Source organism: Variovorax paradoxus, from assembly GCF_009755665.1.
GTDB classification, from domain to species: domain Bacteria; phylum Pseudomonadota; class Gammaproteobacteria; order Burkholderiales; family Burkholderiaceae_C; genus Variovorax; species Variovorax paradoxus_G.
Genome location: NZ_CP046622.1, coordinates 3,674,163 through 3,699,064, shown reverse-complemented (window position 1 = coordinate 3,699,064; position 24,902 = coordinate 3,674,163). Strand labels below are relative to the sequence as shown.

General features: G+C 62.9%; 21 protein-coding genes. 13 read left to right on the top strand and 8 right to left on the bottom strand.

Annotation, left to right across the window (positions count from 1 at the left end):
• Positions 1-110: 110 nt before the first annotated feature.
• From GOQ09_RS17195 to GOQ09_RS17165, 7 genes are all read right to left on the bottom strand, one after another.
• On the bottom strand, positions 111-3,470 hold the full coding sequence (locus tag GOQ09_RS17195; RefSeq protein ID WP_157614620.1) for a zeta toxin family protein: 3,360 nt from the start codon (positions 3,468-3,470) through the stop codon (positions 111-113).
• Complete coding sequence (locus GOQ09_RS17190; RefSeq protein WP_157614619.1) at positions 3,457-3,894, bottom strand: hypothetical protein; 438 nt, start codon at positions 3,892-3,894, stop codon at positions 3,457-3,459. The genes GOQ09_RS17195 and GOQ09_RS17190 overlap by 14 nt, the downstream gene beginning before the upstream one ends.
• Positions 3,895-3,931: 37 nt before the next feature.
• A complete protein-coding gene (locus GOQ09_RS17185) occupies positions 3,932-4,111 on the bottom strand; it encodes a hypothetical protein (RefSeq protein WP_157614618.1) in 180 nt (59 codons plus the stop codon).
• The gene (locus GOQ09_RS17180) at positions 4,098-4,502 is read right to left on the bottom strand and encodes a hypothetical protein (RefSeq protein ID WP_165442095.1); all 405 of its coding nucleotides are present in this window, start codon (positions 4,500-4,502) and stop codon (positions 4,098-4,100) included. Before GOQ09_RS17180 ends, GOQ09_RS17185 begins: the two co-directional genes overlap by 14 nt.
• 235 nt (positions 4,503-4,737) lie before the next feature.
• Positions 4,738-5,175, bottom strand: coding sequence for a hypothetical protein (locus GOQ09_RS17175; protein WP_157614616.1), 438 nt, complete (start codon positions 5,173-5,175; stop codon positions 4,738-4,740).
• On the bottom strand, positions 5,172-5,324 hold the full coding sequence (locus GOQ09_RS17170; RefSeq protein ID WP_157614615.1) for a hypothetical protein: 153 nt from the start codon (positions 5,322-5,324) through the stop codon (positions 5,172-5,174). The genes GOQ09_RS17175 and GOQ09_RS17170 overlap by 4 nt, the downstream gene beginning before the upstream one ends.
• A 64-nt stretch (positions 5,325-5,388) precedes the next feature.
• Entirely contained in the window at positions 5,389-7,194 is a 1,806-nt protein-coding gene (locus GOQ09_RS17165; RefSeq protein WP_157614614.1) for a type IV secretory system conjugative DNA transfer family protein, read from the bottom strand.
• A gap of 166 nt (positions 7,195-7,360) precedes the next feature.
• Between GOQ09_RS17165 and aroC the strand changes: the two genes are divergently transcribed.
• The 12 genes from aroC to GOQ09_RS17105 all read left to right on the top strand — a co-directional run bounded on the left by aroC (position 7,361) and on the right by GOQ09_RS17105 (position 23,537).
• Positions 7,361-8,485 (top strand): chorismate synthase, encoded by a 1,125-nt coding sequence (gene aroC, locus GOQ09_RS17160; RefSeq protein ID WP_157614613.1) that lies wholly within the window; start codon positions 7,361-7,363, stop codon positions 8,483-8,485.
• Positions 8,485-9,678, top strand: a complete 1,194-nt coding sequence (locus GOQ09_RS17155; protein WP_157614612.1) for an MFS transporter — start codon at positions 8,485-8,487, stop codon at positions 9,676-9,678. Before aroC ends, GOQ09_RS17155 begins: the two co-directional genes overlap by 1 nt.
• Positions 9,679-9,991: 313 nt before the next feature.
• On the top strand, positions 9,992-12,862 hold the full coding sequence (locus GOQ09_RS17150; RefSeq protein ID WP_157614611.1) for a type VI secretion system Vgr family protein: 2,871 nt from the start codon (positions 9,992-9,994) through the stop codon (positions 12,860-12,862).
• A gap of 49 nt (positions 12,863-12,911) precedes the next feature.
• Positions 12,912-17,726 carry an RHS repeat-associated core domain-containing protein gene (locus GOQ09_RS17145; protein ID WP_242630870.1) on the top strand — a complete coding sequence of 1,605 codons (4,815 nt, stop codon included), beginning with the start codon at positions 12,912-12,914 and terminating at the stop codon, positions 17,724-17,726.
• Positions 17,723-18,121 (top strand): hypothetical protein, encoded by a 399-nt coding sequence (locus GOQ09_RS17140; RefSeq protein WP_157614610.1) that lies wholly within the window; start codon positions 17,723-17,725, stop codon positions 18,119-18,121. The genes GOQ09_RS17145 and GOQ09_RS17140 overlap by 4 nt, the downstream gene beginning before the upstream one ends.
• A 59-nt stretch (positions 18,122-18,180) precedes the next feature.
• Positions 18,181-18,471 (top strand): hypothetical protein, encoded by a 291-nt coding sequence (locus GOQ09_RS26380; RefSeq protein WP_242630869.1) that lies wholly within the window; start codon positions 18,181-18,183, stop codon positions 18,469-18,471.
• Between the two features lie 27 nt (positions 18,472-18,498).
• Positions 18,499-18,885, top strand: coding sequence for a hypothetical protein (locus GOQ09_RS17130; protein ID WP_157614609.1), 387 nt, complete (start codon positions 18,499-18,501; stop codon positions 18,883-18,885).
• Positions 18,882-19,379: a pentapeptide repeat-containing protein gene (locus tag GOQ09_RS17125; protein ID WP_157614608.1), complete on the top strand. Its 498-nt coding sequence runs from the start codon at positions 18,882-18,884 to the stop codon at positions 19,377-19,379. Before GOQ09_RS17130 ends, GOQ09_RS17125 begins: the two co-directional genes overlap by 4 nt.
• Before the next feature lie 152 nt (positions 19,380-19,531).
• Entirely contained in the window at positions 19,532-20,536 is a 1,005-nt protein-coding gene (locus GOQ09_RS17120; RefSeq protein ID WP_157614607.1) for a sugar ABC transporter substrate-binding protein, read from the top strand.
• Between the two features lie 19 nt (positions 20,537-20,555).
• The gene (locus GOQ09_RS17115; protein ID WP_157614606.1) at positions 20,556-21,515 is read left to right on the top strand and encodes an ABC transporter permease; all 960 of its coding nucleotides are present in this window, start codon (positions 20,556-20,558) and stop codon (positions 21,513-21,515) included.
• Positions 21,515-22,321 carry an ATP-binding cassette domain-containing protein gene (locus GOQ09_RS17110; protein ID WP_157614605.1) on the top strand — a complete coding sequence of 269 codons (807 nt, stop codon included), beginning with the start codon at positions 21,515-21,517 and terminating at the stop codon, positions 22,319-22,321. The genes GOQ09_RS17115 and GOQ09_RS17110 overlap by 1 nt, the downstream gene beginning before the upstream one ends.
• Positions 22,314-23,537, top strand: a complete 1,224-nt coding sequence (locus GOQ09_RS17105; protein ID WP_157614604.1) for an ROK family transcriptional regulator — start codon at positions 22,314-22,316, stop codon at positions 23,535-23,537. The genes GOQ09_RS17110 and GOQ09_RS17105 overlap by 8 nt, the downstream gene beginning before the upstream one ends.
• Before the next feature lie 19 nt (positions 23,538-23,556).
• On the opposite strand, the gene GOQ09_RS17100 is transcribed toward GOQ09_RS17105, so the two are convergent.
• Positions 23,557-24,054 carry a hypothetical protein gene (locus GOQ09_RS17100; RefSeq protein WP_242630868.1) on the bottom strand — a complete coding sequence of 166 codons (498 nt, stop codon included), beginning with the start codon at positions 24,052-24,054 and terminating at the stop codon, positions 23,557-23,559.
• 116 nt (positions 24,055-24,170) lie between these two features.
• Between GOQ09_RS17100 and GOQ09_RS17095 the strand changes: the two genes are divergently transcribed.
• On the top strand, positions 24,171-24,893 hold the full coding sequence (locus GOQ09_RS17095; RefSeq protein ID WP_242630867.1) for a hypothetical protein: 723 nt from the start codon (positions 24,171-24,173) through the stop codon (positions 24,891-24,893).
• Positions 24,894-24,902: the final 9 nt, after the last annotated feature.

Genomic DNA, 24,902 nt, shown 5'->3' with positions numbered 1-24,902 from the left:
TCGAACATATATGAAGCGCTTGCCCGCATCCATCCCTGCCATGGCCGTCATGGGACTGTTCAGGTCGAGCACGATCATGGATTGCGCCGCTGCCCGCAGAGCAGAGGCGGTCAGCCCATCACCGGTCCCTGCTGCTGGTTTGCTTGCGCGGCAGCCTGTGTCTGATATTGGGCGCGATCGGCTGCGCGCTGCTGGTCGAACTGCTGTACTTCCTGCATGGTCTGCTGCACGCTGGGCGCGGGCTGCGTGACGTCGACGGTGGTGCCGGGGCTGAACAATGAGCGGGATAAAAAGTGAAGCTTTCCTTCCCTGCCCACGACATGGGCCAGATCATCGGGCTGCTTGATGCCTGACTTGTAGCAGGCCGCCGTCAGATGCGAAAGCAACTGCGGCGCCGTGCGTTGTGGAAGCCCGTCTTTGAGGGTGTTGTACAGCGCATGCTGGGGATGACCCGGGTCGCTGAAATCGCGCAGCAACGGGCGGCTCGTGTCAGCTGCGGCAGTGACGGATATCTGCTTGCCGTGCGTGCCAGTCTCCAGATCTTGTCGGGTGTCGCGGCCTTGCACGAGTTGTGTCGTCCCAGGCTGATCGCGCTGATCCCTCTCATCACGCTCATCACGCCGCTCCAGGCCGTCGTGTCCGCGCTCTGCGGCCATGCGTGCCATCTGCTGGTGCATCTGGGCCAATTCGGCCTGCACCGCAACTGCCTGGGCCTGCGCCGCAGCCGCCTGGGCTTGCGCTGCGGCCACCTGGGCTTGCGCCGCCGCAATGGCCGCGGCATTGCCTTGAGGGTTCGAGTGCACCGGGGCAGCCATTGAGGCGTGGGTTGTCGGCGAGTGCATCGCCTCGGCGCCGGCGGCCGGCGCCTGCTCCTGCACGCGTTCCGGCGCACGGTCCTGCACGCGCTCCACCGAAGGCTGCGGTGTCCTTTGAGGGCTCGGCTCGTTCTTGAACCGCTCCCTGTCCTGCGCCAGCGCAATCTCCAGGTCGCGCATATGGGCCTGTTCCTGCGCCAGGTGCATCCGGTACAACGGGCTGCCCTTGTCCATCTGGGATGTATCCAGCTTGCCCACGGGCCGCAACGAGCCCGGGGAAATCTGCTCGGGTTCGTCGCGGCGCCGGTGCGCCTCGGCAAAGCTCATGCCGCCCGGCGTGGGCACGATGCGCGATTCATGCGTGGTGATGCGCTCGATCTGCTGCGGTGTCAGGTGGCCGCTCGTGGGCTTCGGCTGTGCAGGCGTCTGCTGGCGCGTGGCATTGGGCTCCTCGCGCACAGGGCCTTGAGCGGCGTTGGTGACGACGGCCGATGCCGATGCTGCCGCCTCCGTTCGCGCAGGTGCGTTCTGCGACTGCCGCTGCGGCGCTGATTGCTGCAGCGCTTGCGGCTGTTGCTGCTGGACCGCCTCATAGGTCTGCGCGATGAACCGCGCTCCCTGCTGCGCATTGGCCTCACGCGCTTGCTGCTGCGCCGGCAGCAGGCGCGCCGCTTCCTGCGCATTCGGCTGCACTGTCACGTCGCGCGCGACCGCTCCGTCGCCTTCCGGCACGTAAGTGCGCTCGGTGCGCTCAAAGCCTTTGGCTGTGGCGTCCCATATCTTGCCGGTGGCCGGGTCCTTGATGAGTGTTTCGCTCGGCATGTTCAGTGCCTTGGTGGCGAACTCGGGCAGCGTTCCGCTCTTGTCCCAACCCCGGCCGTAGTAGTCCATCACGGAGGCCTTGGCGACGATCTGCGGGTAGTGGTCGTTGGCGCTTTGGCGCTGGGCGGCGATCTGGCTGAGTTGCGCGCTGGTGGCGGCATCGGCGGTGATGGTCTTGACGGGCGGCACGGACAGCGCCATCGGCGGCATGCCCGGCTTGCCGTCCAAGCCACCGCCCGGCTGCCGCATGGCATCGGACATGCGTGTGCTCATGTCGCGCGCAAAGGCTTCGGCATCGTAGGCCGGGTTGGTCACGGAAGCCGTCCACTGGCCTTTGCCGTCGCCGTGCCACGCAATCTGCTTGCCTTGCGCATCGGCCAGTGTGATGTTCCTGGTGTCCAGCACCTGCGGGTTGGCCACCGCCAGCGAGGTGACGGCCGTCGAGCGCTTGTATTCGAGGGCCTCGAGCTGGCTGGCCGGCGCCGGAGCGCTGCCGCCCATCCAGCCTTGCGCGGTATGGGTGTAGGTGATGCCGTCGCTGCCGCTTTGGTGGTCGAGCTTGTGCTGGGTGTGGGCCTTGGCGATGTAGTCGCCACCCACGGCGCCGATGGCGCCGCCGACCAGGCCGGTGGCGAGTGCCCCGGGACCGCTCCATGAGCCTGTCGCAGCACCGTAGGCAGCACCTGCCGCGAAACCGCCGGCCAGGCCCAGGGTGGCGCTCTCCATGTACTCCCGCAGAAGGGCGTCGGCGGCGTATTGGTTGCCTTGGGATTGCAGGGCGGTGTATTGCTCGCGGGTGCTGACGGCACCGTAGGCCATCAGGACGCCGCTACCCGCACCACCGATTTTGGTGAAGGTTTTGAAACCCGACGTGGCGCCGATGGCGGCATCGGCAGCGCCCAACTTCGTGAGGCGGGTGCCCAAGGACCTGGCAGGTGCATGTCCAAGTTGCTCGGTGGCGATCGTCTCGGAGCGGGCGCGCAGTCGCTGGATTTCCTGGATCTCTTCTACGCCGGCTGCGCGGCCCGGACGGATGACGTTGCGGGTGATTTTGTCGAAATTCTTGAGATGCTCTTCCCATTGCGCAGGCGTGAGAGGCTTGCTGCGCTCGCCAGCCAAGGCGTCACGGGCTGCAGGCGCATGTTCCCATCGGCCGTTTTTGAGTTCGTTTTGATAAATGGCCTTGCCGTTGCGGTCGTAGATGCCGACGCGGTCGGATAGCTTTCGAGCTTCGATTACTTCGACACTGTCCAGAACACCCTTGTAGGCGGAGTCGTGGCCGTCTTTTGGGACCCAGCGGCCGTAGTCATCATCCCTTTTGTCGGACTCATACCGGCTGTGCACGCTTTGCCAACTGGTGCGCTCATGGGTGGCCACCACGCGCACGTCGGTGGTGTAGCCGGCAGCTTTGTACTCCTGCAACCGCGCTGCGGCATTTTCTGGGGTGCGCAGCGTGCCTTCGAGAATGACATTGAGCTTGTGCGCTCGGCCGTACTTTTCGAGCTTTTCAGCCCAAATGCCGGCGTCCTCGTGGGTGAAGCTTGATGAGGTACGGTCGTTGGCTATGTTCAATTTCTTGAACGCCGGATGGTATTTCCGAAAATCGTCCGGTGAAATCTTGAGAGCACCGCCCTGATGCGTCAATTCGCGTTCGACGCCGCCCATGGTGCGGCTCTTGCCCGCGCCGGGCTGGCCACCGATGATGACCATTTTGGGGTGCTCGACGGGATGAAGGCCTGAGCCTGCTCTTTCAAGCTGTTTAGGAAGAATTCTTGCTCGAAAAATTCGTTCATTCTCTATTTCCGAGAGCAGATAGGAATTAGAACCAGCCATGGAGAACTCCCTTCTGTCGCGAGTAAAGAAAGATTTGATTGAGCGTTAAGTATTTTAATAAAGTTGCATGAACGGCCTCATCATCATCGATGTCGATTGATTTAAATTCACGATAAGCTATGACATCAAGTTTTTGCAGTCCTTTAATGCGCTGCATATCAGGAGAAGTTGTTTTTTCTTCTTCGTATTCTTCTGATGTGGTACGCCCACCCCACGCCTTAACTGAGCTTTCTGCACGCTCATAATTATCCACAGCATCATCCGAGCGATTTTCTTCAATCAACTTCGTGATTTTCTTGACTTCTCTGCTGGTCAGATCAAATTCCTCCTGAATCTGATGCAGCGTAAAGCTGCCGCCATTGTCTTTGGCGAGTTTCAAGATCCGGTCCCAATAATCTCTCTCAGAGGCGGGGGGGTGATTCATGTGTTGTTCCCTTTTGACGTATTGTTTTAGGCCATCTTCAGCTTGGCGCAAGCATATGCATGCATCGGCGCCGCTGACCACCGATAATGACCATTTGGGGGTGTTCAACCGAATGAAGGTTGGGAGCTGCATCATTCAACCATTTGGGAAGAATTTCTTTGCAAAAAATCCGCTTGTTCTCCGCCTCCGACAGCAGATAGGGATTAGAACCAGCCATGGAGGACTCCCTTGCGCGCTAAAAAAAGGAAGATTTGATTGAGGGTAACGTATTTCAAATCAATCGCTTGAACGGCATCGTTGTCATCAATATCGATTGAATTGAATTCGCGGTAAGCCATTACTCGCAGATCCATTAATCTGTTCTTGCGATCTTTGTCTGAGAAGGTTAGTTTTTTTTCTTCATATCCTTCGGAGATAGACCGAGCCTTCCATGCCTTAACCGGGCCTTCCGCATTTTCAAAGTTGTCGACAGCATCATCCGAGCGATCTTCTTCAATCAACTTCGCGATCTTCTTTATTTCCCTGCTGCTCAGGTCAAATTCTTCTTGAATCTGTCCAGCGTGAAGCTGCCGCCGTTGTCTTTGGCGAGTTTCAAAATCCGATCCCAATAATCTCTCTCAGAGGCCGGTGGATGATTCATGTGTTGTTCCCTTTTGACGTATTGGTTTAGGCCATCTTCAGCTTGGCGCTAGCATATCCATGCATCGGCGCCGCTGACCACGGTTGATGACCATTTGATGGCGTTCGACAGGAGGAAGGTTGGCCCCGATATTTTTTAACTTTCCCAGAAGAATTTCTTCACGAAAAGTCCGCTCGTTCTCCGCCTCCGAGAGTAGATAGGGATTAGAACCAGCCATGGAGAACTCCCTTGCGCGCCAAATAAAGAAAGATTTGATTGAGGGTGACATATTTCAAATCAATCGCTTGTACGGCCTCTTTGTCGTCAATTTCAATTAGCCTGAACTCATGACGAGACATTAACCACAGCTCAGTCAATCCTTCAGTTCTCTGTAAATCAGGAGATGGCCTTTTTTCTTCTTCATATTCTTCCGATATGGTGCGCCCTCCCCATGCCTTAACCAGGCCTTCTGCATTTTCATAGTTGTCGATGGCATCATCTGGGTGATCTTTTTTCACCAACTTCGTGATCTTCTTGATTTCTCTACTGGTCAGATCAAATTCTTCTTGAATCTGATCCAGCGTGAAGCTGCCGCCGTTGTCTTTGGCGAGTTTCAAAATCCGATCCCAATAATCTCTCTCGGAGGCGGGAGGGCGGTTCATTCGATGATCCCTTTTGAAGTGTTTATTTCAGGCAATATTGAGCATCTGGCATCCACGTGCACCCCAATCCCCTCGTATTTCTTTTTGACCTGATCAAGAGCGTACTTTTCAACATCCTCGGGCGAGGTGAATTCGTTGATGAACGTCATGAGAGTTCTTGGCATTTTTCAGTGAGCGGCGATGATGTCCTGTGCGGCCACGACCTTCGCCGGCTCAATGTCGTTGCGAATGGAACTTGGCCTCACACTCGGTTTGAGTGATGTCATCCAGCCCAAAACCAGTCATCGATGGCTGTCTGCTGAGCTCTATCGTTTTGATCTCCGCCGGCGCCATGCTCGCCCGCTCCTTGAAAACCTTGTCCTTGAAGAACCAGTTCTTGTTCGCCCGGATCGGCTTGCAGCCTTCATAGAAGATCAGCTCCTCGTCGGCGGGCAGCTCCTTGATTTCCTGCGGCAGAAACAGGGCTCGGCGCTCTTCGGTGTAGTTGGTCGAGACCTGGCTGGAGCCGCCGCCTCGGCTGGTGCTGCGGTGCTCCTTGCGGATCGTCTTGTAGCCCAGCATCTCGCTGTATTCGGCCGCATCGCTTTGCTCGCGTGGCGCAAACACGATCTGGGCGCCATGGTTGGTGATGAAGTTCTGCGCGTCGTTGTCGCCATAGGCCGAGCGCAGCTGCGCGCGGCTTTGCACGATGCACAGGTCGCGCACGCCGTAGCTCGCCGAGATCGAGATGCGCTTGGCCCACACATCCACCCGCCCCATGGCGGTGAATTCGTCCATCAGCATGAGCATCTGGTATTTCAGGTCCGGCTCGTCACCCAGTTGCTTGGTGAGGTTGTTGCCGATCACGCTGCTGAAGAAGATGTTCAGCAGCTTGCCGCTTTCATCGAGCTTGTTGGTCGGGATGTCGACGTACAGCGTGGTCGGGCGTTTGCGGATGGCCGTGATGTCGAAGTCGGTCGCGTTGGTGGCGGCGGCCAGCACGGGGCTGAGGAACTGCTGCAGTGGCGCCTGCATGGTGGCGATCACCGAGGAGAAGGTTTGCTCGGCCAGGCCCGCGAGGTTGCCAAAGACAGTGCGCGTTTGCGTGCTGATGAAGCCCGACTGCTCCGGGTCGTTCAAGATCGCCTTGAGCATTGCCAAGGTGCCCTGGCCGTCGGCGCCGCTGGACAGGCGCAGGATGCGTTCGAGGCTGGGAAAGTTCTCGTCGGTGTTGGGGTCCTGGGCGCGCCCGAGAGTCCGGCTCCAGTTGTCCCACGCTTCGAACATGTAGGAGGCGAAGGCGGTGAAGGCGGCGCGGCTCTGGCTCGTCCAGAAGGGGTCTTTGCCGGGCTCGTCCGGGTAAAGAATGGCGGCGATGGTCTGGATTTCGCCGATGCGCTTGCCCGCATCCATGCCCACCAGCAGGGTGAAGGCGTTGAAGCGATGGGTCATTCCCTGGTCGTCATAGGGCGCCCACACATAGATGGTGTGACCCTGCGACTCGCGCCAGCCGCTGGTGGCTTTGCGCAGTTCGCCTTTGAGGTCGAGCACGACCATCGAGTGCAAATACGACAACAGCACCGGGATGGCAATGCTGGTGGTCTTGCCTGAACGGGTCGGACTGACCGTGATGACGTGCTGCGCGCCGCCCAGCCACAGGTACTGGCCTTTGTACTTGCCGATGAGGATGCTTTGCGGGGTTTGCTTGAGCAGGCCGGCTTGCTTGAGATCGGAAAGTTCGGCGAAGCTGGCGTCGCCGTGCAGGGATTCGGCCTTGGCTCGAAAGAGCGGGATGAGCAATGCGGCCCAGCCCAGCAGTGGTACGCCGAAGCCCAGGGCGCCGCTGAGCTTGATCTTGGTAGCGTAGGGCGCGTACTGCGGCAGGTCTGCCGCCTGAATGTATTGCCACCACGTGTTCCAGGCCAGCGGTGCGTCTCGCAGATCGAGGATGAGCAGAACAAGGTAATTGGAGAAGAACCAGCCGCCTGCCAAGACCCCCAAAAGTGTCACCAACGCGATGAGTATCTTGCTTGTGCTCATATGCTGAGTCACCTCCCTTTTAATAAGGAAATGCTTATACAAGCCGGAGCAATCTCAGCAGGTTGTGCAATGGGCCATCGAACATAAGACTGCGGCCCTGTTGCCAAATTCTTCATGGAAAACACGACTGACTGAGTGGCCGCCGCTTTGTAGGGATAATCCCGTCATGAGCGGCAACACATTCGGAACTCTCTTCGCGGTCACCAATTTCGGCGAGTCGCACGGCCCGGCCATCGGCTGCGTGATCGACGGCTGCCCGCCCGGCATGGAACTGAGCGAAGCCGACATCCAGGGCGATCTCGACCGCCGGCGCCCCGGCACCAGCCGCCACGTCACCCAGCGCAACGAGCCCGACGCGGTGCAGATTCTTTCCGGCGTGTATGAAGGCAAGACCACCGGCACCCCGATTGCGCTGCTGATCCAGAACACCGACCAGCGCAGCAAGGACTACGGCCAGATCGCCCAGCAGTTCCGCCCCGGCCATGCCGACTTCACCTACTGGAAGAAGTACGGCATCCGCGATCCGCGCGGCGGCGGACGTTCTTCGGCGCGGCTCACGGCGCCCATGGTGGCGGCCGGCGCAGTCGCGAAGAAGTGGCTGGCCGAAAAATACGGCATGGTGTTTCGCGGCTGCATGACGCAGATCGGCGAAATTGCCATTCCGTTCGAAAACTGGGACCACGTGCCCAACAACCCCTTCTTCGCGCCCATTGCCGATGTGAGCGAGCTCGAGTCGTACATGGACCGCCTGCGCAAGGCCGGCGATTCGTGCGGCGCGCGCATCCGCGTGACGGCCACCAACGTGCCCGTCGGCCTTGGCGAGCCGCTGTTCGACAAGCTCGACGCCGAAATTGCCTACGCAATGATGGGCATCAACGCGGTGAAGGCGGTCGAGATTGGTGCCGGCTTCGACAGCATCACCCAGCGCGGCACCACGCATGGCGACTCGATCACGCCCACGGGCTTCGTCACCAACAACGCGGGCGGCATTCTGGGCGGCATCAGCTCGGGGCAAGACCTGGAAGTGAGCATCGCGATCAAGCCCACCAGCTCGATCATCAGCCCGCGCCAGTCCATCGACATTCACAACAACCCGGTCGAGGTGGTCACCAAGGGGCGCCACGACCCGTGCGTGGGCATTCGTGCCACGCCCATTGCCGAAGCCATGCTCGCGCTGGTGGTCATGGAGCACGTGCTGCGCAACCGCGCGCAGTGCGGCGACATGCAGCAGCAGCAAAAGGCCGAAGCCGACAAGACCGAAGCTGCCTCGCCGCAGGCGTCTTTCCTCTAGTGTCCGCCCCGCCACCAGTGGCCGCCGGACGCGGCCACCTGTTGGCGTTTGCTGGTCTGTCGGCCAGCTATTTCGCGCACATCGGTTTCTTCAACCCCTACCTGCCGCTGTGGCTGCAGGACCTGGGGCTGCCGATCTTCACGATCAGCCTGCTGGCCTCCGTGCAGTCGATCACCCGCGTGTTTGCACCCTATGCATGGGGCGCGCTGAGCGACCACACCGGCCACCGCGTGATGCTGCTGCGCTTCAGTGCCGCGGTGGCGCTGGTCAGTTCGTTCGGGCTCTGGTGGAATGGCGGCCCCTGGTGGCTGGCGCTGGTGCTGCTGGTGATGTTCACCCACACCAGCTCGATGATGTCGCTCACCGAGGCCGCCATGGCGCAGCTCGTGGCCGGCGACTGGGGGCGCTACGGGCGCATTCGCCTGTGCGGTTCGGCCGGCTTTCTGGTGACGGTGTTCTTTGCGGGCGAGTGGTTCGAGCGCTTCGGCATGAAGCACTTTCCGGCCTGGGCGGCGGGCACGCTCGCCGTCGTGCTGATTGCGACCATGAAGCTGCCGGACATTCGCGAGCCGGTGGCTGCCCATGACGCGGTAAAGGAGCCCATCGGCCCGGTGCTGCGCATTCCTGCGGTGCGGTGGTTCTTTGCGGCGCTGTTCTTCCAGGTGATGTCGCACTTCTCGGTGTACGCATTTTTCTCGCTTTACCTCGATTCGCTGGGCTACGGAAAGAGCGTCATCGGGCTGCTGTGGGCGCTGTCGGTCGTGGCCGAGATCGTCTGGTTCTTTCTGCAGGGGCGGCTGATTGGCCTCTTGCCCATGCCGCGCTGGATGCTGGTGTGCGGCATTGCCGCCGTGGCGCGGCTGGGCCTCACGGCCGGGCTGGGCGGCTCCATCGCGGCGCTCGTCATTGCGCAGTGGCTGCATGCGCTGAGTTTTGCGGCGCACCACACTACCTGCATTGCCGTGGTGTCGCGCCGCTTCCCCGGCCGGCTGCGCGGGCGGGGGCAGGCGCTGTTCACGGTGATCGGCTACGGCTTTGGCGGCGTGCTGGGCGTGCTGCTCGGCGGCGCGGTGGCGCAGGAGCTCGGCTACCGCACCATGTTCGCGCTGGCGGCCTTGCTGGCGGTGGTGGGCAGCCTGTGCGCCTGGCGGGTTGTAAAGCTCGAAGGGCTGGAGCGCGGGGCCAAAGGGTAATTCGTCCGGCAGCTTATTTTTTAAACACTAAGTAGTCCTGGATTGGCGCCTGCCATTGGCGCAGCCCATTCGTTCGGCAATTCATGCGCCGCCTATTCCCTGGCTTTGATCCCTCGCGCGCTCAGCCCGTGAACTTTTGTTCAAAGTGGTGATTTGTCAATTTTTAGCATTGGCTCTTACGATAAATCAACATTTAAAATAATTGTGAACACGTGCAATGGGAGGTGAGCGTGAAGCTCATTCTGAAAACAATATTCTTATTGGATGAATTGCTATTAGGTAATTCGGCTTATCGCTTGAATGCGGTACAGCAATGAGCCGCCGCGTCACCATCCAGACGCCCTTGGGCGAGTCGTTGCAATTTCACCAACTGGTGGGCCGCGAGGCGCTGAGCCAGCTCTACACCTTCGACATCGACCTGCTGGGCAGCAGCAACGCGATCGACTCGAAAGCCCTGCTCGGCAAGGCGTCGACCGTGGCGGTGGAAACCGAAAGCGGCGGCGTGCGCTACCTCGGCGGCATTGCAACGCGCTTTGGCCTGCAGCAGGAAGACGCGCGCCATTCCTTTTATCGCCTGCAACTGCGGCCCTGGCTGTGGCTTGCCACGCGGCGCAGCGATTTCCGAATCTTTCAAAGCAAGAGCGTTCCCGACATATTGACGGAAGTGCTGGGGAGCTACGGCTATCCCATCGAGAAGAAGCTCGGCCGGGGCGACTACCGCCGCTGGGACTATTGCGTGCAGTACCACGAGAGCGACTTCAACTTCATTTCGCGGCTGTGCGAGCTCGAAGGCATCTATTACTACTTCCGGCATGAGGCTTCGCAGCACGTGCTGGTGTTTGCGGACGACATTGCGAGTTCGCACGCGCCGCTGCCCGGCGGAGAGTCGGTGCGCTTTCATCCGCTCGAAAAATCCGGCATGGGCCAGCGCGAGCGCATTTATGCCTGGGAAACCGCGGAAGAGGTGCGCGCGGGCCATCACTACAACGACGACTACGACTTCGAGAAGCCCAAGGCCGACCTCTCGCACCTGCGACAGATGCCGCCCGGCCACGACCACGACAGCTACGAGAACTATGAGTGGCCCGGCGGCTTTGTGCAGCATGCCGACGGCGAGACCTACGCGCGCATCCGCAACGAAGAGCAGCTGAGCCAGCGCAACCGTGCGAGCGGCCGCTCCAACCTGCGCGAGCTGGCAACCGGACACACGCTGCGGCTCACAGGCCACCCCAGGTCCGACCAGAACCGCCAATACCTGCTGCTGAGCGTGAGCTACCACCTGCAGGAAAACCTGCAGGCCAGCGAGGGCGCGGAATCGACAGAGGGTTCGGTGCAGCGCTTTGCGTTCGACGCCCAGCCCACCAGCCTTGCATGGCGGCCCCGGCGCACAACGCCCAAGCCGCGCACCCGCGGTCCGCAAACGGCCATGGTGGTCGGGCCCGCCGGCGAAGAAATCTGGACCGACCAGTACGGCCGCATCAAGGTGCAGTTTCACTGGGACCGCCTGGGCAAGGACGACGAGAACTCCAGCTGCTGGGTGCGTGTGTCCACCGCCTGGGCCGGCGCCACCTTCGGGGCGGTCTCGGTGCCACGCATCGGCATGGAGGTGATCGTCGACTTTCTCAACGGCGACCCCGACTATCCGATCGTGACGGGCTGCGTCTACAACGCCGACACCATGGCCGCCTGGCAGTTGCCGGAGCAAAAGCACCTGTCGGGCATTCGCAGCCGCGAACTCGGCGGCGGGCGCGGCAACCACCTGGTGCTGGACGACACCCACGGAAAGATCCAGGCGCAGCTGCGCAGCGACCATCAGGCCAGCCAGCTGAGCGTGGGCCACATCGGCCGCATCGAAGACACCGCGGGGCGCAAGGAGCCGCGCGGGCAGGGCTTCGAATTGCGCACCGATGGGCATGGCGTGGTGCGCTCGGCGAAGGGCCTCCTGGTCACGACCGAGACGCGCGCCAACGCACAGGCGCACATGACCGACATGGGCGAAACCGTCGGCCGGCTCACGCAAGGACGCGACCTGCATGAGAGCCTGGGCGAAGTCGCGCGCACCGCCAAGGCCCACGAAGCCGGCGACCAGGACGAAGTGGCCCGCAGCCTCAAAGAGCAGACGGATGCAATCAAGGGCCAGGGCGGCAACCGGGAGCAGGGCGAGTTCGCCGAGTTCCAGGAGCCGCACCTGACGCTCGCCAGCCCCGCGGGCATCCAGACGACCGCGCAGGGTTCCACGCACATCGTGAGCGTGGAGCACACGGCGATCACAAGCGGTGCGCACGCGAGTTTTGCCACGGGCAACAGCTTCCTGGTCAGCGCCAAGGATGCGGTGCGCATCGCGGCGTTCAACAAAGGCATCCGGATGGTCGCGGCAGCCGCCGATATCGACATCACCGCGCTCAAGGACAGCATCAACGCGCTGGCCAAGCTCGACATCAAGATGGAGGCCAACCGGATCACCATCACCGCCAAGGAAGAGATCGTCGTCAACGGCGGCTCCAGCTACACGCGGTGGAATGCGGGCGGCATCGAGAGCGGCACCAACGGCCTGTGGCGCGCGCATGCCTCGTCGCATTCGATGGTCGGCCCGAAAAGCGACGGGCCGCCGCGCCTGCCACAGCCGCCGCAGCTCCCCCGCGGGCAACTCGACCTGTACCACCGGTACGTGAAGGCCGACGGCGCCATGCGCCAGGGCGTGAAGCAGGGCGACTACACGGTGGTCGATTCCGAAGGCGCAACGCACACGGGCAAGCTCGACGCGAACGGTTTCGCTTCGGTCGCCGGGCTTCCGCTCGGGCAGGCCAAGGTCACCTTCGGCGGCGACCCGAGCGATCCGTGGGAAACGGCCAGCTACTTCGCCAAGCCCGACCGCTGGCCGGCCGAACCTGCGAGCGACAAGGCGCTGGACTCGGAGGGCGGTGGGACGAGTTTCCTTGGCGGCCTTGGAGCTGCGGGCGGCCTGGGCAAGGCGAGCGGGCTCGTGAGCCAGATTGCCCAAGCGGCGAACACGGCGCAGCAGGCCCTCGGGGCCGTGCAGAGCCTGCAGCAGGGCGGCGCAAAGGCGCTGCTCGGGCAGGTCGGCCGAACGGCCACCGGCATGGCCACGCAGGCCGTGGGCGCCAAGCTGCCTGCGTCGCTGCCTTCGCTGCCGAGCGTTCAAACGCCGGGGTTCGCGGGCTGACGGCCTGCGAACCCCGGCGACAACAAGAGATCAAGGGAGAGATTCGCGCATGGCTGAACAAGCCTCACAAAACAAGACGCAAGGCGCGCAACCCGCCGAGCGCGAGCGCCAGACCGCGGTGGCGCCGCTCAACACCATCGGCGTGGAAGACATCGGCGCCGGTGCCGCCAAGATCGACAAGTGGCTGCGCAAGCTCACCAACGACTACGTCACGCTCAACGTGCTGAAGACCTTCGCGGGCAGCCTGCCGGTCATCGGCAACATCATGGCGCTCATCGATGCGGTCTGGGACATCGTCGAGATGATCACCAAGAAGGCGTACTCCGACGTGCTGCAGTGGGTGAGCCTGGCGATCAACCTGCTGGGCGTGATTCCGTTTCCTCCCGGCACGGGCGCCGCGCGCATGAGCCTGCGGCCGATGCTGCACCTGCTCAAGCAGCAGATTGCCAAGTCGGCCAAGAACGTGGTGCCGAATATCGGCGAGGCTTTCGTGACGGTGCTCATCACCCACCTGAACGACACCATCGCCGGCACGCTCGACAAGTTCGTGGACGAGGCGCTCGGCTACCTCGACGACTTCCTGCAGTCATGCGCGAAAAAGGTCGACGCCATTGCCGATGCGCTGATCGGTGCCCTGCAAGTGGCGTTGGGCGAGAAGCCGGTGTTCGCGACGGGCGGCGCTGCCGAGAAGAACACCTACGACCCCAAGACCCAGAGCACCTGGGGCCGCATGATGGCCGCCGCTGCAGAAGCCGCGAAAAAGTCCGCCAACTACGCGGCCGCGAAGGCGAGCCACTATGGGTTGCCCGACGCCGTGAAGGCGGAAATCCGAAATACCGTCGCCAGCCTGACCGATCTCAAGGGTGCGGCGCGCCGGCAGATCATGCGGCTGGGCGACGAGAGCCTGCAGTACGGCATCAAGTGGATGATCAAGATCCTCAAGGACGCACTGATCAGGCGCAAAGGAGGGCGCGGCGGCGCAAGCATCAACGCGACCAAGGGTTCGGAGGTACGGGGCAACAAGCCCGGCGGAGAGCAGGGCGCGACATCCGCGCAGGTTCCGGCCAGCGGCGACCCGGGCTGCAAGAACTGCGCGGTGTCAGGCGCCGGCGGCGCCATCGCACTGGCCACCGGATGCGAGAGCTTCGACCACACCGACTTCGTGCTGGGCGCGACGCTGCCCATAAGCTGGACGCGCGTCTATCGCAGCAATCTCGGCGCCTTCGACCGGGCAAGTCTGGGCGCGCGCTGGATCACGCCTTACACCACCCGCGTGGACGTCGCCAAGGCCGCCAAGGGCCGGCGCCAAGGCGAGATGAGCCTGATCTATCACGGCGCCGATGGCCGCAGCCATGCCTTTCCGTTGCTGGCCGTGGGCAAGAGCCATCACAACCCGATCGAGGAGATCACTCTCACGCGACTGAGCGAACGCCTGCTGGCGGTGGACTTCGGCAAGCCGGTGCCCGCGGGCGAGGCGGCCGATTGGCGCGAGACCTACGAACTCGTGGACACCGTGCCCGCCAAGGCCGCATCGCAAGGCAAGCAGCACTTCCGCCTGGTGGCCCAGCATGCGCGCGGCGGTGCCGCGGTCGGCCTGCGCTACGACCATGTGATCGCCGCGACCGGCGAAGAGGTGCTGAGCGACATCATCAGCCGGCAGGGCGATGCAGTCATCGCGCACGTCGGCACCCGGCCCGACGCCCGCACGGGCCTCATCGCGTCGCTGTGGGAACTGAAGGACGGCCAGGTTGTGCGCCAACTGGCGGCCTACACGCACGATGCCGAAGGCGATCTTGTCACCGCGCAGGACGAGAACGGTGCCGGCTGGCAATACAGCTACAGCCATCACCTCGTGACCCGCTACACCGACCGCACGGGACGGGGCATGAACCTGCAGTACGACGGCACGGATGTCGACGCCAAGGCCGTGCGCGAATGGGCCGACGACGGCAGCTTTGCGCTCACGCTGGAGTGGGACAGGAACATTCGCCTCACCTACCTGACCGATGCCATCGGCGGCGAGACCTGGTACTACTACGACGTGCTGGGCTACACCTACCGGATCATTCACCCGGACAAGCGCGAGGAGTGGTTCCTGCGCGACGACGCCAAGAACATCACGCGCCACATCCACACCGACGGCAGCACGGACGACTACGCCTACGACGCCAACGGCAACCTGAAGACCCACACCCGCGCCGACGGCAGCCGCGTTTACTACGAATACGACGCGCGCCACCGGGTGACGGGCATCCTCGATGCCGAAGGCGGCGTCTGGAAGCGCGAGCACGACGCAAGCGGCAACCTCACCGAAGAAACCGATCCGCTCGGCAACAAGACCGAATACGCTTACGACCCGGCCGGCCAGCCGGTGCTCATCACCGATGCCAAGGGCGGCGTGAAGACCCTGGCCTACACGCCCGCCGGCCAGATGGCGAGCTACACCGACTGCTCGGGCAAAGTCAGCAGTTGGGAATACGACAGCCGCGGGCGCCTCGTGAAGGCCACCGATGCGGCCGGCCAGTCCACGCGCTACCGCTACACGCCCGTGGGCGCGGCTGTGGCGCAAGGCGAAGACGGCGGCAACCGCAACCACCCGGGCCAGCTCGAGGAAATCGTGCTCCCCGACGGCACCCGCGAGCACTTTGCGCACGACGCCGAAGGGCGCTTGCTCGCACACACCGACGCGCTCGGCCGCCGCACCCGCTACAGCTACACCCGCGCCGGCCTGGTCGCCGGCCGTGTCGACGCGGCCGGCCACACGTTGCGCTACCAGTGGGACCTGCTCGGCCGGCTGACCGAACTGCACAATGAGAACGGCAGCCGCTACGACTTCAGGTACGACCCGGTGGGCAAGCTGCTGGAGGAGATCGGCTTCGACCGCAAGGCCACCCGCTACCGGTATGAGGAATCCACCGGCGTGCTGGCCGAGGTCGTCGATGCGGGCCACAGCACCACGCTCGCCTTCGATCCGCTGGGCCGCCTTACCGAACGCCAGGCCGCCGAGCAGGCGGAGCGCTTCGCCTACGACGGCAACGGGCGCCTGGTGGAGGCTGCGAACGGCGATGCGCGGCTGCAGTGGTTCTACGACGCAGCGGGCAACCTCGCGCGCGAGCATCACCACTACATTGAGAGCGGGCAGACGGCAGTCTGGCGCCATGGCTACGACGAGCTCAACCAGCGCGTGACCACCATCCGCCCCGACGGCCACACCACGCAGTGGCTGACCTACGGCTCCGGCCATGTGCACGGGCTGCTTGTCGACGGACAGGACATCCTTGACTTCGAGCGCGACGACTTGCACCGAGAGATCGCGCGCGAGCAGGGCAACGGCCTGACGCAGAAGCTGCGCTACGACCCGGTCGGCCGTTTGCTCGAGCAACAAATTTCGCAAACCAGGCCCGGAGCCATCGAAGCCGCTGCCGCCGTTCGCCGCAGCTATGCCTACGACAAGGCAGGGCAGCTCGTCGCTATCGGCGACAGCCGCCGCGGCAGCCTGAGCTACCGCTACGACCCCGTGGGCCGCCTGTTGGAAGCCAACAGCCGCCTGGGCCGCGAGACCTTCGCATTCGATCCCGCAGGGAACATCGGCAATCCTTCGGACACCACCGCGGCCGGCACGCTGGCCGCAGGCCGCGTGACCAACCGCGTCGCGGTTCGCCTGGACGGCGACGGCCGCAGCATGGCCGGCAAGCTGATGGACAACCTGCTCAAGGACTATGCCGGCACCCACTACAAATGGGACGAACGCGGCAACCTCGTCGAGCGAACCAGCAATGGCGAGAAGACCGTGTTCACCTGGGACGGCTTCAATCGCATGCGCAGTGCGACCACCTACGGCAAGACCACCACCTTCAGCTACGACGCCATGGGCCGCCGCATCGCCAAGCGATCCGAGCACGACGTCACCCTGTTCGGCTGGGACGGCGACACTTTGGCCTTCGAGAGCACCCAGAGCACCGAGGGCGAGCACGAGCAGCAGGCCTGGCGCGGCGACAGCGTGCACTACATCCACGAGCCCGGCTCCTTCGTGCCGCTGGTGCAGATCAGGCAGGCCCAAGCCATCGCATTGAGTCAGACCACCGACGTGAAGGCGCTGATCGCAGCCAACGGCGGGCGCTACGACATCGAGCAGGATCCGCTATGGAACGGTCAGCAGCTCAACACGCCGCAGGTCTTTGCAAAGGAAGAGATCGCGTTCTACCAATGCGACCACTTGGGTACGCCGCAGGAACTGACCGACCATGAGGGGCGGATCGCCTGGTCGGCCAGCTACAAGGCCTGGGGCGAAGCCAGGCAGGCGATCAGCGAGGCGGGGAGGAAGGCGGGGTTCAGGAATCCGATCCGGTTCCAGGGGCAGTACTTTGACGACGAGACGGGGCTGCACTACAACCGCTATCGATATTACGACCCGGTGAGTGGGCGGTTTGTAAGCGAGGACCCGATCGGGCTCGCCGGCGGGCTAAATTTGCACCGGTACGCGCCGAATCCTTCTGGATGGATTGATCCTGTCGGATTAACTTCGCGTGCAGCGGATACGGCCGGCAGAAAGCAAAAATCCGACAAGCCGAATCAAAATTCCAACTGCTCGTGCAGAAAACCCTGGGAAATTAACCGCTTCGATCGTACCTGCGACGGAAATGTCCCCGGTGTGGGTCGTATCAAATACCTTCGAGATCCTAGTACCGGTCTCTGGTGGTCTGCAGATCAAACGGGCCACGGCGGGAGCGCGTGGAAAGTTCACGACAAAAATGGTGGTTGGATTGCTGATGCAGATATGTACGGAGACTATATGAAGAAGCACAAAAGCGACGTTGGAAAGAATATCGACTTTAAATCGATGAAATGCAAGGATGCGCAATGATTTCTTCTGCCAGCGAGTTTGCTCAATTGCGATCAAGTCAATTAAAAGAAGAATATGACAGGGCTGCTCACGAGGAGGCCTCTCTTGAAGTCTGGAAGGATGTTATCGAAAATTACCCAGAACTCAGGAAATGGGTGGCTCACAATAAAACTGTTCCCCTGGAAATTCTTCAGGAGCTCTGTAAATTCGAGGTGGAAGTCAGATTTTTTGTTGCATCCAAAAGAAAATTATCTCAGGAGTTGTTTGAGTTACTATCGGTGGATCCCGATTCCACGGTTCGGCAGCAAATTGCTGCCAATAAGAAGACCCCGCTCGATATCCTGGAAAAATTATCTACAGATAAAGATGAGGATGTTGTGAGGGTTGCAAAATTCAATCTATTAGGCAGGAAATAGATTTTCCTTTCCGGTGCGCAAAATGATCAACCATAGATCAGACGGACCCTGATCGATTCATGACCTTTAAGCCGGAACCCGGCACGCCGCTTGCCATCGCGCTGGCCCATGCCTATGAACGCTTTGCACAGACAGGGCAAGACCTGAAGAACTTCGACATCCAGATCAGCGAGCGCACGCGTGAAAACGGCGAAGACGAGAACGGTGAAAACACCATCGGAATCGAGTTTGTCGCAAAGCTGGAACCGGGCAAGAAGGGCCTTGGCAATGCAAGCCGCCTCGGCCGTTCGGTGCTGTACATCGCCTCAAAAACGTCGGGCGAGATCTTGCGTGAAGCGGGGAGCCGCTAAGCGCCTAACGCAACGGAGAACAGTCTCATGGAAAACGATGCTTCCGCTTCCGCCTCGTCTCTTTCTCCTATTTCAGGCGCCCAGAGCTATGCGCTCACTGACGAGCAACGCCTTGCGCTGGTGGCAAAGGCGGAAGCCGGCAATGCGGACTCTGCGTTTCGCCTCTCGCTGTACTACACCTTCACGTTCTCCGATCCCGATCAATCGATGCACTGGCTTTCCATGGCGGCCAAGGGCGGACATCGCATTGCGCAGCACAACCTTGCCTACGACCTGTACATGAACGGCATCGACCTCGAAAAGGCTGCCTACTGGGCCGCGGAGGCGCAGAAAAACGGCAATGAGAAAGCCGGCTGGCTGCTGAGCGAAATCGAGACTGAGAAGGTCGTTTCCGGATGGACCCCCCTGACATGAGCTCGCAGCTGATCATCCTGGCGCACGACATGTGGCGCAAAGGCGCGGGCGGAGCGCCGGCGGGTCTGGTGGGGCAGGCCGACAGCTTCGCATACGCGGGCCTCGACCTGGACCTGGCGCAGTTCGCCGGCTCGGCTTTCGCGGGCACCAGCTTCGCCGCCACCAGCTTCAAGCAAGCGGGCTGGAGCGCCTGCCAGTTCACGGGCTGCAACTTCACGCAGTGCGACTTCAGCGGCATATCGGTTACCGGCTGCACCTTCGTCAATTGCAGCTTCAGCGAGTCGCAGTTCAATGCCGCGCGACTGAGCGGCTCGACATTCACCGGCTGCACCTGGACCGGCCTCAGCTTCGACGGCGGCTCCTGGTCGCAGGTCGATGTGCTCGACTGCCGCGGCCACCGCGTCACTGCGAGCAACCTCCGCGGTCAGCAAGTGAACTTTACCGGCAGCCATTTCGAAGAGCTTGAATTCAGCAATGCCGTCATCAACAGCTGAGTTCAACCCCGGGTTTCCGATAACTAAATCCACTTGATTTAGTCGCTCTGCTGCTCGATAGTCTCCCTGCGCCCGGATGCTCCACGCCTTCCACGGCCCGCATCCGGATCCCAAGACCGCAGGCGCATCGCCGCCTGACCACGGAGACACACATGCTCAGCTCCCGCTCCATCCTGGCCCTGGCGGCCCTGTCCCTGGCTGCTTCGTCTGCCGCCTTTGCCGCCGACCAGCCGGTCATCGGCCTAGTTACCAAGACTGAAACCAACCCCTTTTTCGTCAAGATGAAAGAGGGCGCGCAGGAAGAGGCCAAGAAGCTCGGCGCCAAGCTGCTTTCGGGCGCGGGCAAGGCCGATGGCGACAACGCGGGCCAGATCACGGCCATGGAAAACATGATTGCCGCGGGCGCCAAGACCATCCTCATCACGCCGAGCGACGCCAAGGCCATCGTGCCGGCGATCAAGAAGGCGCGCGACAAGGGCATCATGGTGATTGCGCTCGACAGCCCGGCCGATCCGCCGGAGGCGACCGATGCGCTCTTCGCCACCAACAACTACACAGCCGGTGTGCTGATCGGCGAATACGCCAAGGCCGCGATGGCCGGCAAGCCGGCGAAGATCGTCGCGCTCGACCTGCTGCCGGGCCACCCGGTGGGTGCGCAGCGGCACAACGGCTTCATGAAGGGCTTTGGCCTGCAAGCCAACGACGCCAAGTCGAACGAGCTCTCGAAGGCGCCTGAAATCGTGTGCATGGCCGACAGCTTCGGCGACCAGGCCAAAGCGCAGACGGCGATGGAAAACTGCCTGCAAAGGGCGCCCGACGTGAACCTGGTCTACACCATCAACGAGCCCGCCGCGGCCGGTGCCTACAACGCGCTGAAGCGCGCCGGCAAGGAGAAGGGCGTGATGATCGTTTCGGTCGACGGCGGTTGCCAGGGCATCAAGGACACCAACGCCGGCGTCATTGCGGCCACTTCGCAGCAGTACCCGCTCAAGATGGCGGCCATGGGCGTGGCGGCGGGCGTGGAATATGCCAAGACGGGCAAGAAGGCCTCGGGCTATGTCGACACCGGCGTGACCCTCATCGCCGGCAAGAGCGTGCCGGGCGTCGACAGCAAGGACACCAAGACCGGCGCCGAGCTGTGCTGGGGCAAGAAGTAATCAAGGCCCGGAGCACCTGATGGCGAAATCTCCGACGCACCATATTCCGTGGGGCGCCCTGGGGCCGTGGCTGGCCCTGCTTGGCGCATGCATCTTCTTTGCGACCCAGTCCGACCGCTTTCTGACGGGCGGCAACCTCTCGCTGATCATGCAGCAGGTGATGGTGGTCGGCGTGATCGCCATCGGCCAGACGCTGATCATTCTCACGGCGGGCATCGACCTGTCGTGCGGCATGGTGATGGCGCTGGGCAGCATCATCATGACCAAGTTCGCCACCGAGCTCGGCCTGCCGGTGCCGGTGGCCATCCTGTGCGGCATTGGCGTGACCACATTGTTCGGCCTGCTCAACGGCCTGCTGGTCACGCGCATCAAGCTGCCGCCTTTCATCGTGACGCTGGGTACGCTGAACATCGCATTCGCGATCACGCAGCTGTATTCGTCGTCGCAGACCATCACCGACTTGCCCTCCGGCCTCACCGGGCTGGGCACCACCTTCACCATCGGCAATGCCGAAGTGGCGTGGGGCGCGGTGCTGATGCTGGTGCTGTATGCGCTTGCTTGGTTTGTGCTGCGCGAAACGGCCGCAGGCCGGCACATCTATGCGGTGGGCAACAACGCCGAGGCCACGCGCCTGGTGGGCATTCCCACGCAACGCGTGCTGCTGGGCGTGTATGTGGCCGCGGGCGTGCTCTATGGCGTTGCCTCGCTGCTGTCGGTTGCGCGCACCGGCGTGGGCGACCCGAATGCGGGGCAAACCGAAAACCTCGACGCCATCACGGCCGTGGTGCTCGGCGGCACCAGCCTGTTCGGCGGGCGCGGCATCGTGCTGGGCTCGCTCATCGGCGTGCTCATCGTCGGCGTGTTCCGCAACGGGCTCACGCTCATGGGCGTGTCGTCGATCTACCAGGTGCTGGTAACGGGCGTGCTGGTAATTCTTGCGGTGGCGGCCGATCAACTCTCGCGCCGGGGAGCACGCTGATGAACGCCGTAGCCAATCCCAAATCCGCCAAGATCGTGATGCAGGCCAAGGGCCTGGTGAAGCGCTACGGCCAGGTGACGGCGCTCGACGGTGTCGACTTCGAGCTGCGCGAAGGAGAAATCCTCGCGGTGATCGGCGACAACGGCGCGGGCAAGTCTTCGCTCATCAAGGCACTCTCGGGCGCGGTGGTGCCCGACGAAGGCGAGATCCTGCTCGACGGTGCGCCGGTGCATTTTCGCAACCCACTCGACGCGCGCCGCGCGGGCATCGAGACGGTCTACCAAGACCTGGCCGTGGCACCCGCCATGACCATCTACGAGAACCTCTTTCTCGGCCGCGAGCTGCGCCGCCCGGGCTTCATGGGCAACGTGCTGCGCATGCTCGACAAGAAAAAGATGCTGCAGGAAAGCGCCGCCCGCATGGCGGACCTGAAGGTCGGCATCCAGTCGATGACGCAGGCGGTCGAAACGCTTTCGGGCGGACAGCGCCAATGCGTGGCGGTGGCGCGCAGCGCGGCCTTCGCGCGGCACGTGGTCATCATGGACGAGCCCACCGCCGCACTCGGCGTGAAGGAAGGCAACATGGTGCTCGAGCTGATCCGCCGCGTGCGCGACCGCGGGCTGCCGGTGGTGCTCATCAGCCACAACATGCCGCATGTGTTCGAAGTGGCCGACCGCATCCATGTGGCGCGGCTCGGCAAGCGTGCGGCGGTGCTCAATCCGAAGAACATCAGCATGAGCGATACGGTGGCGGTGATGACCGGCGCCATGACGGCCGACCAACTGCCCGCGGAGGCGCATGCCTGATGCAGAAGTCGCTATGCGCCCGCCCGATCTGCTGCGCCCGCGCGGCTCCAATCAGGTGGGCATGCGCCAGTTCAACGAGCGCGTGGTGCTGCAGGCCCTGCGCGTTCACACCAGCCTGCCGAAGGCCGAGCTCGCGCGGCTTACCGGGCTGAGCGCGCAGACCATCGGGCTCATTACCGCCCGGCTCGAGGAAGACCAGCTCATCGTCAAGCAGGGCCGCGTGCGCGGCCGCATCGGGCAGCCTTCGGTGCCGCTGGCGCTGAACCCCGACGGTGCCTTTGCCATCGGCATCAAGGTGGGACGCCGCGGCGCCGAATGGTTGCTGATCGACTTTGCCGCGCAGGTGCGCGAGCGGCATGCCGTGAGCTACGACTTTCCGGATGCGCAGGCGCTGCTGCCCGCCATTGCCGAGCACATCCATCGCCTGCGCGACGGGCTCGGGCCGCTGGCTGTGCGCAACGTGGGCGTGGGGCTGGCCGCACCTTTCCTTCTTGGCGGCTGGCACCGCACGCTGGGCCTGTCGAAGGCGCAGTCGGACGAGTGGAACCAGATGGACCTGCTGGCCGAGGTGAGGGCGCGCACCGATGTGCCGGTGAGCTTTGCGCGGGACACGGTCGCCGCCTGCGTGGCCGAGCTGGTCGGCGGGCGAGGGCACGACCTGAAGAGCTTCCTGTACATCTTCGTCGACACCTTCGTGGGCGGCGGGCTGGTCATCGATTCGCACCTGCACACCGGCGCACACGGCAACGCGGGTGCACTGGCTTCGCTGCCGATGCAGTCGGTGCGCTCCGGTGGCGCACTGCCGCCGCAGGTGATGGCCGAGGCTTCGCTGTGGGAACTGGAGCAGCGGCTGCAAGCCGGAGGGCTGGACACCACTGCGGCCTACGACGACCGCGCGCTGCAGCCGCCGCATGCCGCGGTCACGCAGGCGTGGCTGGGCTCCGCTTCGCTGGCATTGGCGCATGCCATCGTGAGCAGCACGGCGGTGCTCGACCTCGCCGATGTGGTGATGGATGGTTCGATGTCACGCTCGCTGCTGCAGGCGCTGCTCGAACAGACGCGCGCGGCGCTGGCCCAGTGCAATTGGGAGGGGCTCTGGCCGCCGCAGCTGCATGGGGGCAGGCTGGGCGCGCAGGCCTGTGCGCTGGGCGGGGCAATGCTGCCGCTGCACGCCAATTTCGCGCCCGACCACGATGTGTTCTTGAAAGCGGCCTGAGCGCGCTTGCGGCTCAGGCTCACAGGCTCGCGGATGCGTGAAGGCCGCGCGGCAGCCGCAGCGTGGTCGCGTGGGCGCCTTCTGGGCAAGGTCCATCTGAATAGGCCGCACCGCCCTCGGGCATGACGCACTTGTGCACTTCGACAACCGTCGGCGCGGCCTTGGCGGGCGGCTCGACTGGAGCGACCGCCCGGGCCTCGAAGTTCGCCTTTGCCAGCGGTGCGTAAGCAGGGGCATAGGGGGACATGGGCATGACAGGTTCGGGGGAAGAGCCGGCCAGTTCATCCGGCAACGCGCGCTTGCCGGCGGCCGGTGTGGCGGGCTCGACATGCGCCGGCATGACCGCGGGCGCCAAGACTGGCGCGCGTGCCGCGCTCTCTTGAACCAGGTCTTTCAACGTCACATAGAAAAGCGAAATTGCCACCAGCGCCACCCCGAGGCAAGGCGCCCAGTAACGGCTGGACCATTGCGCAATATCCGATTGCCCGGTCTTGCCGATCGTCTGTTCGAGGTCCATGGCTGAAGCTCCTTGTTCGTGTTCGGCCGTTCTACCGACCGGAACCGGCCTGCGTTGTAGGCCTGCGCCATGCGCCGCGACGGATTACGCCTCGAAAACGCCGCGGAGAAAGCCGCTTGGGCGGATCGAACCGCCGATGCGAGAGTTTCGATAATGCAGTTCGTCAGCAGAGAACCGAAACCGCAAATATGAGTGCCGCAGATTTCCTCTTCGCCCCCGAAGTACAAAAGCTACTGATGGTTGCCTACGCGGCGCCCGACCAACAGTTTTCTTCCAGCGAGCTGGCCAAGCGTTCGAAACTCGACCCGGGCGATGCAGGGCGCACGCTGGAGCACCTCTTCGGCAGCGGCATCCTGAGGCGCAACAAGCCGAACGCGGAGGAGGCCGAGACCATTTCGGTCGACCGCACGTTCATCTTTCACGACGAGTTGCGAAGCATCGCGCTGAAGTCTTTTGCCGCAGCCGAGCCGGTGCGCTCCATGCTGCGTGCCAAGTTCAAGGACTCGGTCATGCGCGCCTTCATCCTGGAAGAGGACAAGGACGGCACCCTGGAGCTCCTCGTTGTGCACGGCCAGCTGATGCCCGACGAGTCGGCCATGAAGGCCGCATGCCAGAAGCTGTCGAAGAACATCCACCGCCACCTGAAGGTGCATGTCATTTCGAGCATCAGGTTCAACAGCCTCACGCCGCGCGACTCGCTCGCGTCGAAGTTGGCGGCGCCGGGCGCGCTCGAGGTCATCGCGCTTGGGGATACGAAGGCTCAGCCTCCGGTGGAGAAGGTCGGCCTTTTGCAAAGCGCAAAGAAGAAATTCGCAACGCTGGCGCGCCCATCGGCGTAGGCGCGCAGC

Bases quoted from the DNA above. Each gene is read 5' to 3' on its own strand.
- GOQ09_RS17195 (WP_157614620.1), bottom strand. From the start codon at position 3,470: ATGGCTGGTTCTAATTCCTATCTGCTCTCGGAAATAGAGAATGAACGA.
- GOQ09_RS17190 (WP_157614619.1), bottom strand. From the start codon at position 3,894: ATGAATCACCCCCCCGCCTCTGAGAGAGATTATTGGGACCGGATCTTG.
- GOQ09_RS17185 (WP_157614618.1), bottom strand. From the start codon at position 4,111: ATGGCTGGTTCTAATCCCTATCTGCTGTCGGAGGCGGAGAACAAGCGG.
- GOQ09_RS17175 (WP_157614616.1), bottom strand. From the start codon at position 5,175: ATGAACCGCCCTCCCGCCTCCGAGAGAGATTATTGGGATCGGATTTTG.
- GOQ09_RS17170 (WP_157614615.1), bottom strand. From the start codon at position 5,324: ATGACGTTCATCAACGAATTCACCTCGCCCGAGGATGTTGAAAAGTAC.
- GOQ09_RS17165 (WP_157614614.1), bottom strand. From the start codon at position 7,194: ATGAGCACAAGCAAGATACTCATCGCGTTGGTGACACTTTTGGGGGTC.
- aroC (WP_157614613.1), top strand. From the start codon at position 7,361: ATGAGCGGCAACACATTCGGAACTCTCTTCGCGGTCACCAATTTCGGC.
- GOQ09_RS17150 (WP_157614611.1), top strand. From the start codon at position 9,992: ATGAGCCGCCGCGTCACCATCCAGACGCCCTTGGGCGAGTCGTTGCAA.
- GOQ09_RS17145 (WP_242630870.1), top strand. From the start codon at position 12,912: ATGGCTGAACAAGCCTCACAAAACAAGACGCAAGGCGCGCAACCCGCC.
- GOQ09_RS17140 (WP_157614610.1), top strand. From the start codon at position 17,723: ATGATTTCTTCTGCCAGCGAGTTTGCTCAATTGCGATCAAGTCAATTA.
- GOQ09_RS26380 (WP_242630869.1), top strand. From the start codon at position 18,181: ATGACCTTTAAGCCGGAACCCGGCACGCCGCTTGCCATCGCGCTGGCC.
- GOQ09_RS17130 (WP_157614609.1), top strand. From the start codon at position 18,499: ATGGAAAACGATGCTTCCGCTTCCGCCTCGTCTCTTTCTCCTATTTCA.
- GOQ09_RS17125 (WP_157614608.1), top strand. From the start codon at position 18,882: ATGAGCTCGCAGCTGATCATCCTGGCGCACGACATGTGGCGCAAAGGC.
- GOQ09_RS17120 (WP_157614607.1), top strand. From the start codon at position 19,532: ATGCTCAGCTCCCGCTCCATCCTGGCCCTGGCGGCCCTGTCCCTGGCT.
- GOQ09_RS17115 (WP_157614606.1), top strand. From the start codon at position 20,556: ATGGCGAAATCTCCGACGCACCATATTCCGTGGGGCGCCCTGGGGCCG.
- GOQ09_RS17110 (WP_157614605.1), top strand. From the start codon at position 21,515: ATGAACGCCGTAGCCAATCCCAAATCCGCCAAGATCGTGATGCAGGCC.
- GOQ09_RS17105 (WP_157614604.1), top strand. From the start codon at position 22,314: ATGCCTGATGCAGAAGTCGCTATGCGCCCGCCCGATCTGCTGCGCCCG.
- GOQ09_RS17100 (WP_242630868.1), bottom strand. From the start codon at position 24,054: ATGGACCTCGAACAGACGATCGGCAAGACCGGGCAATCGGATATTGCG.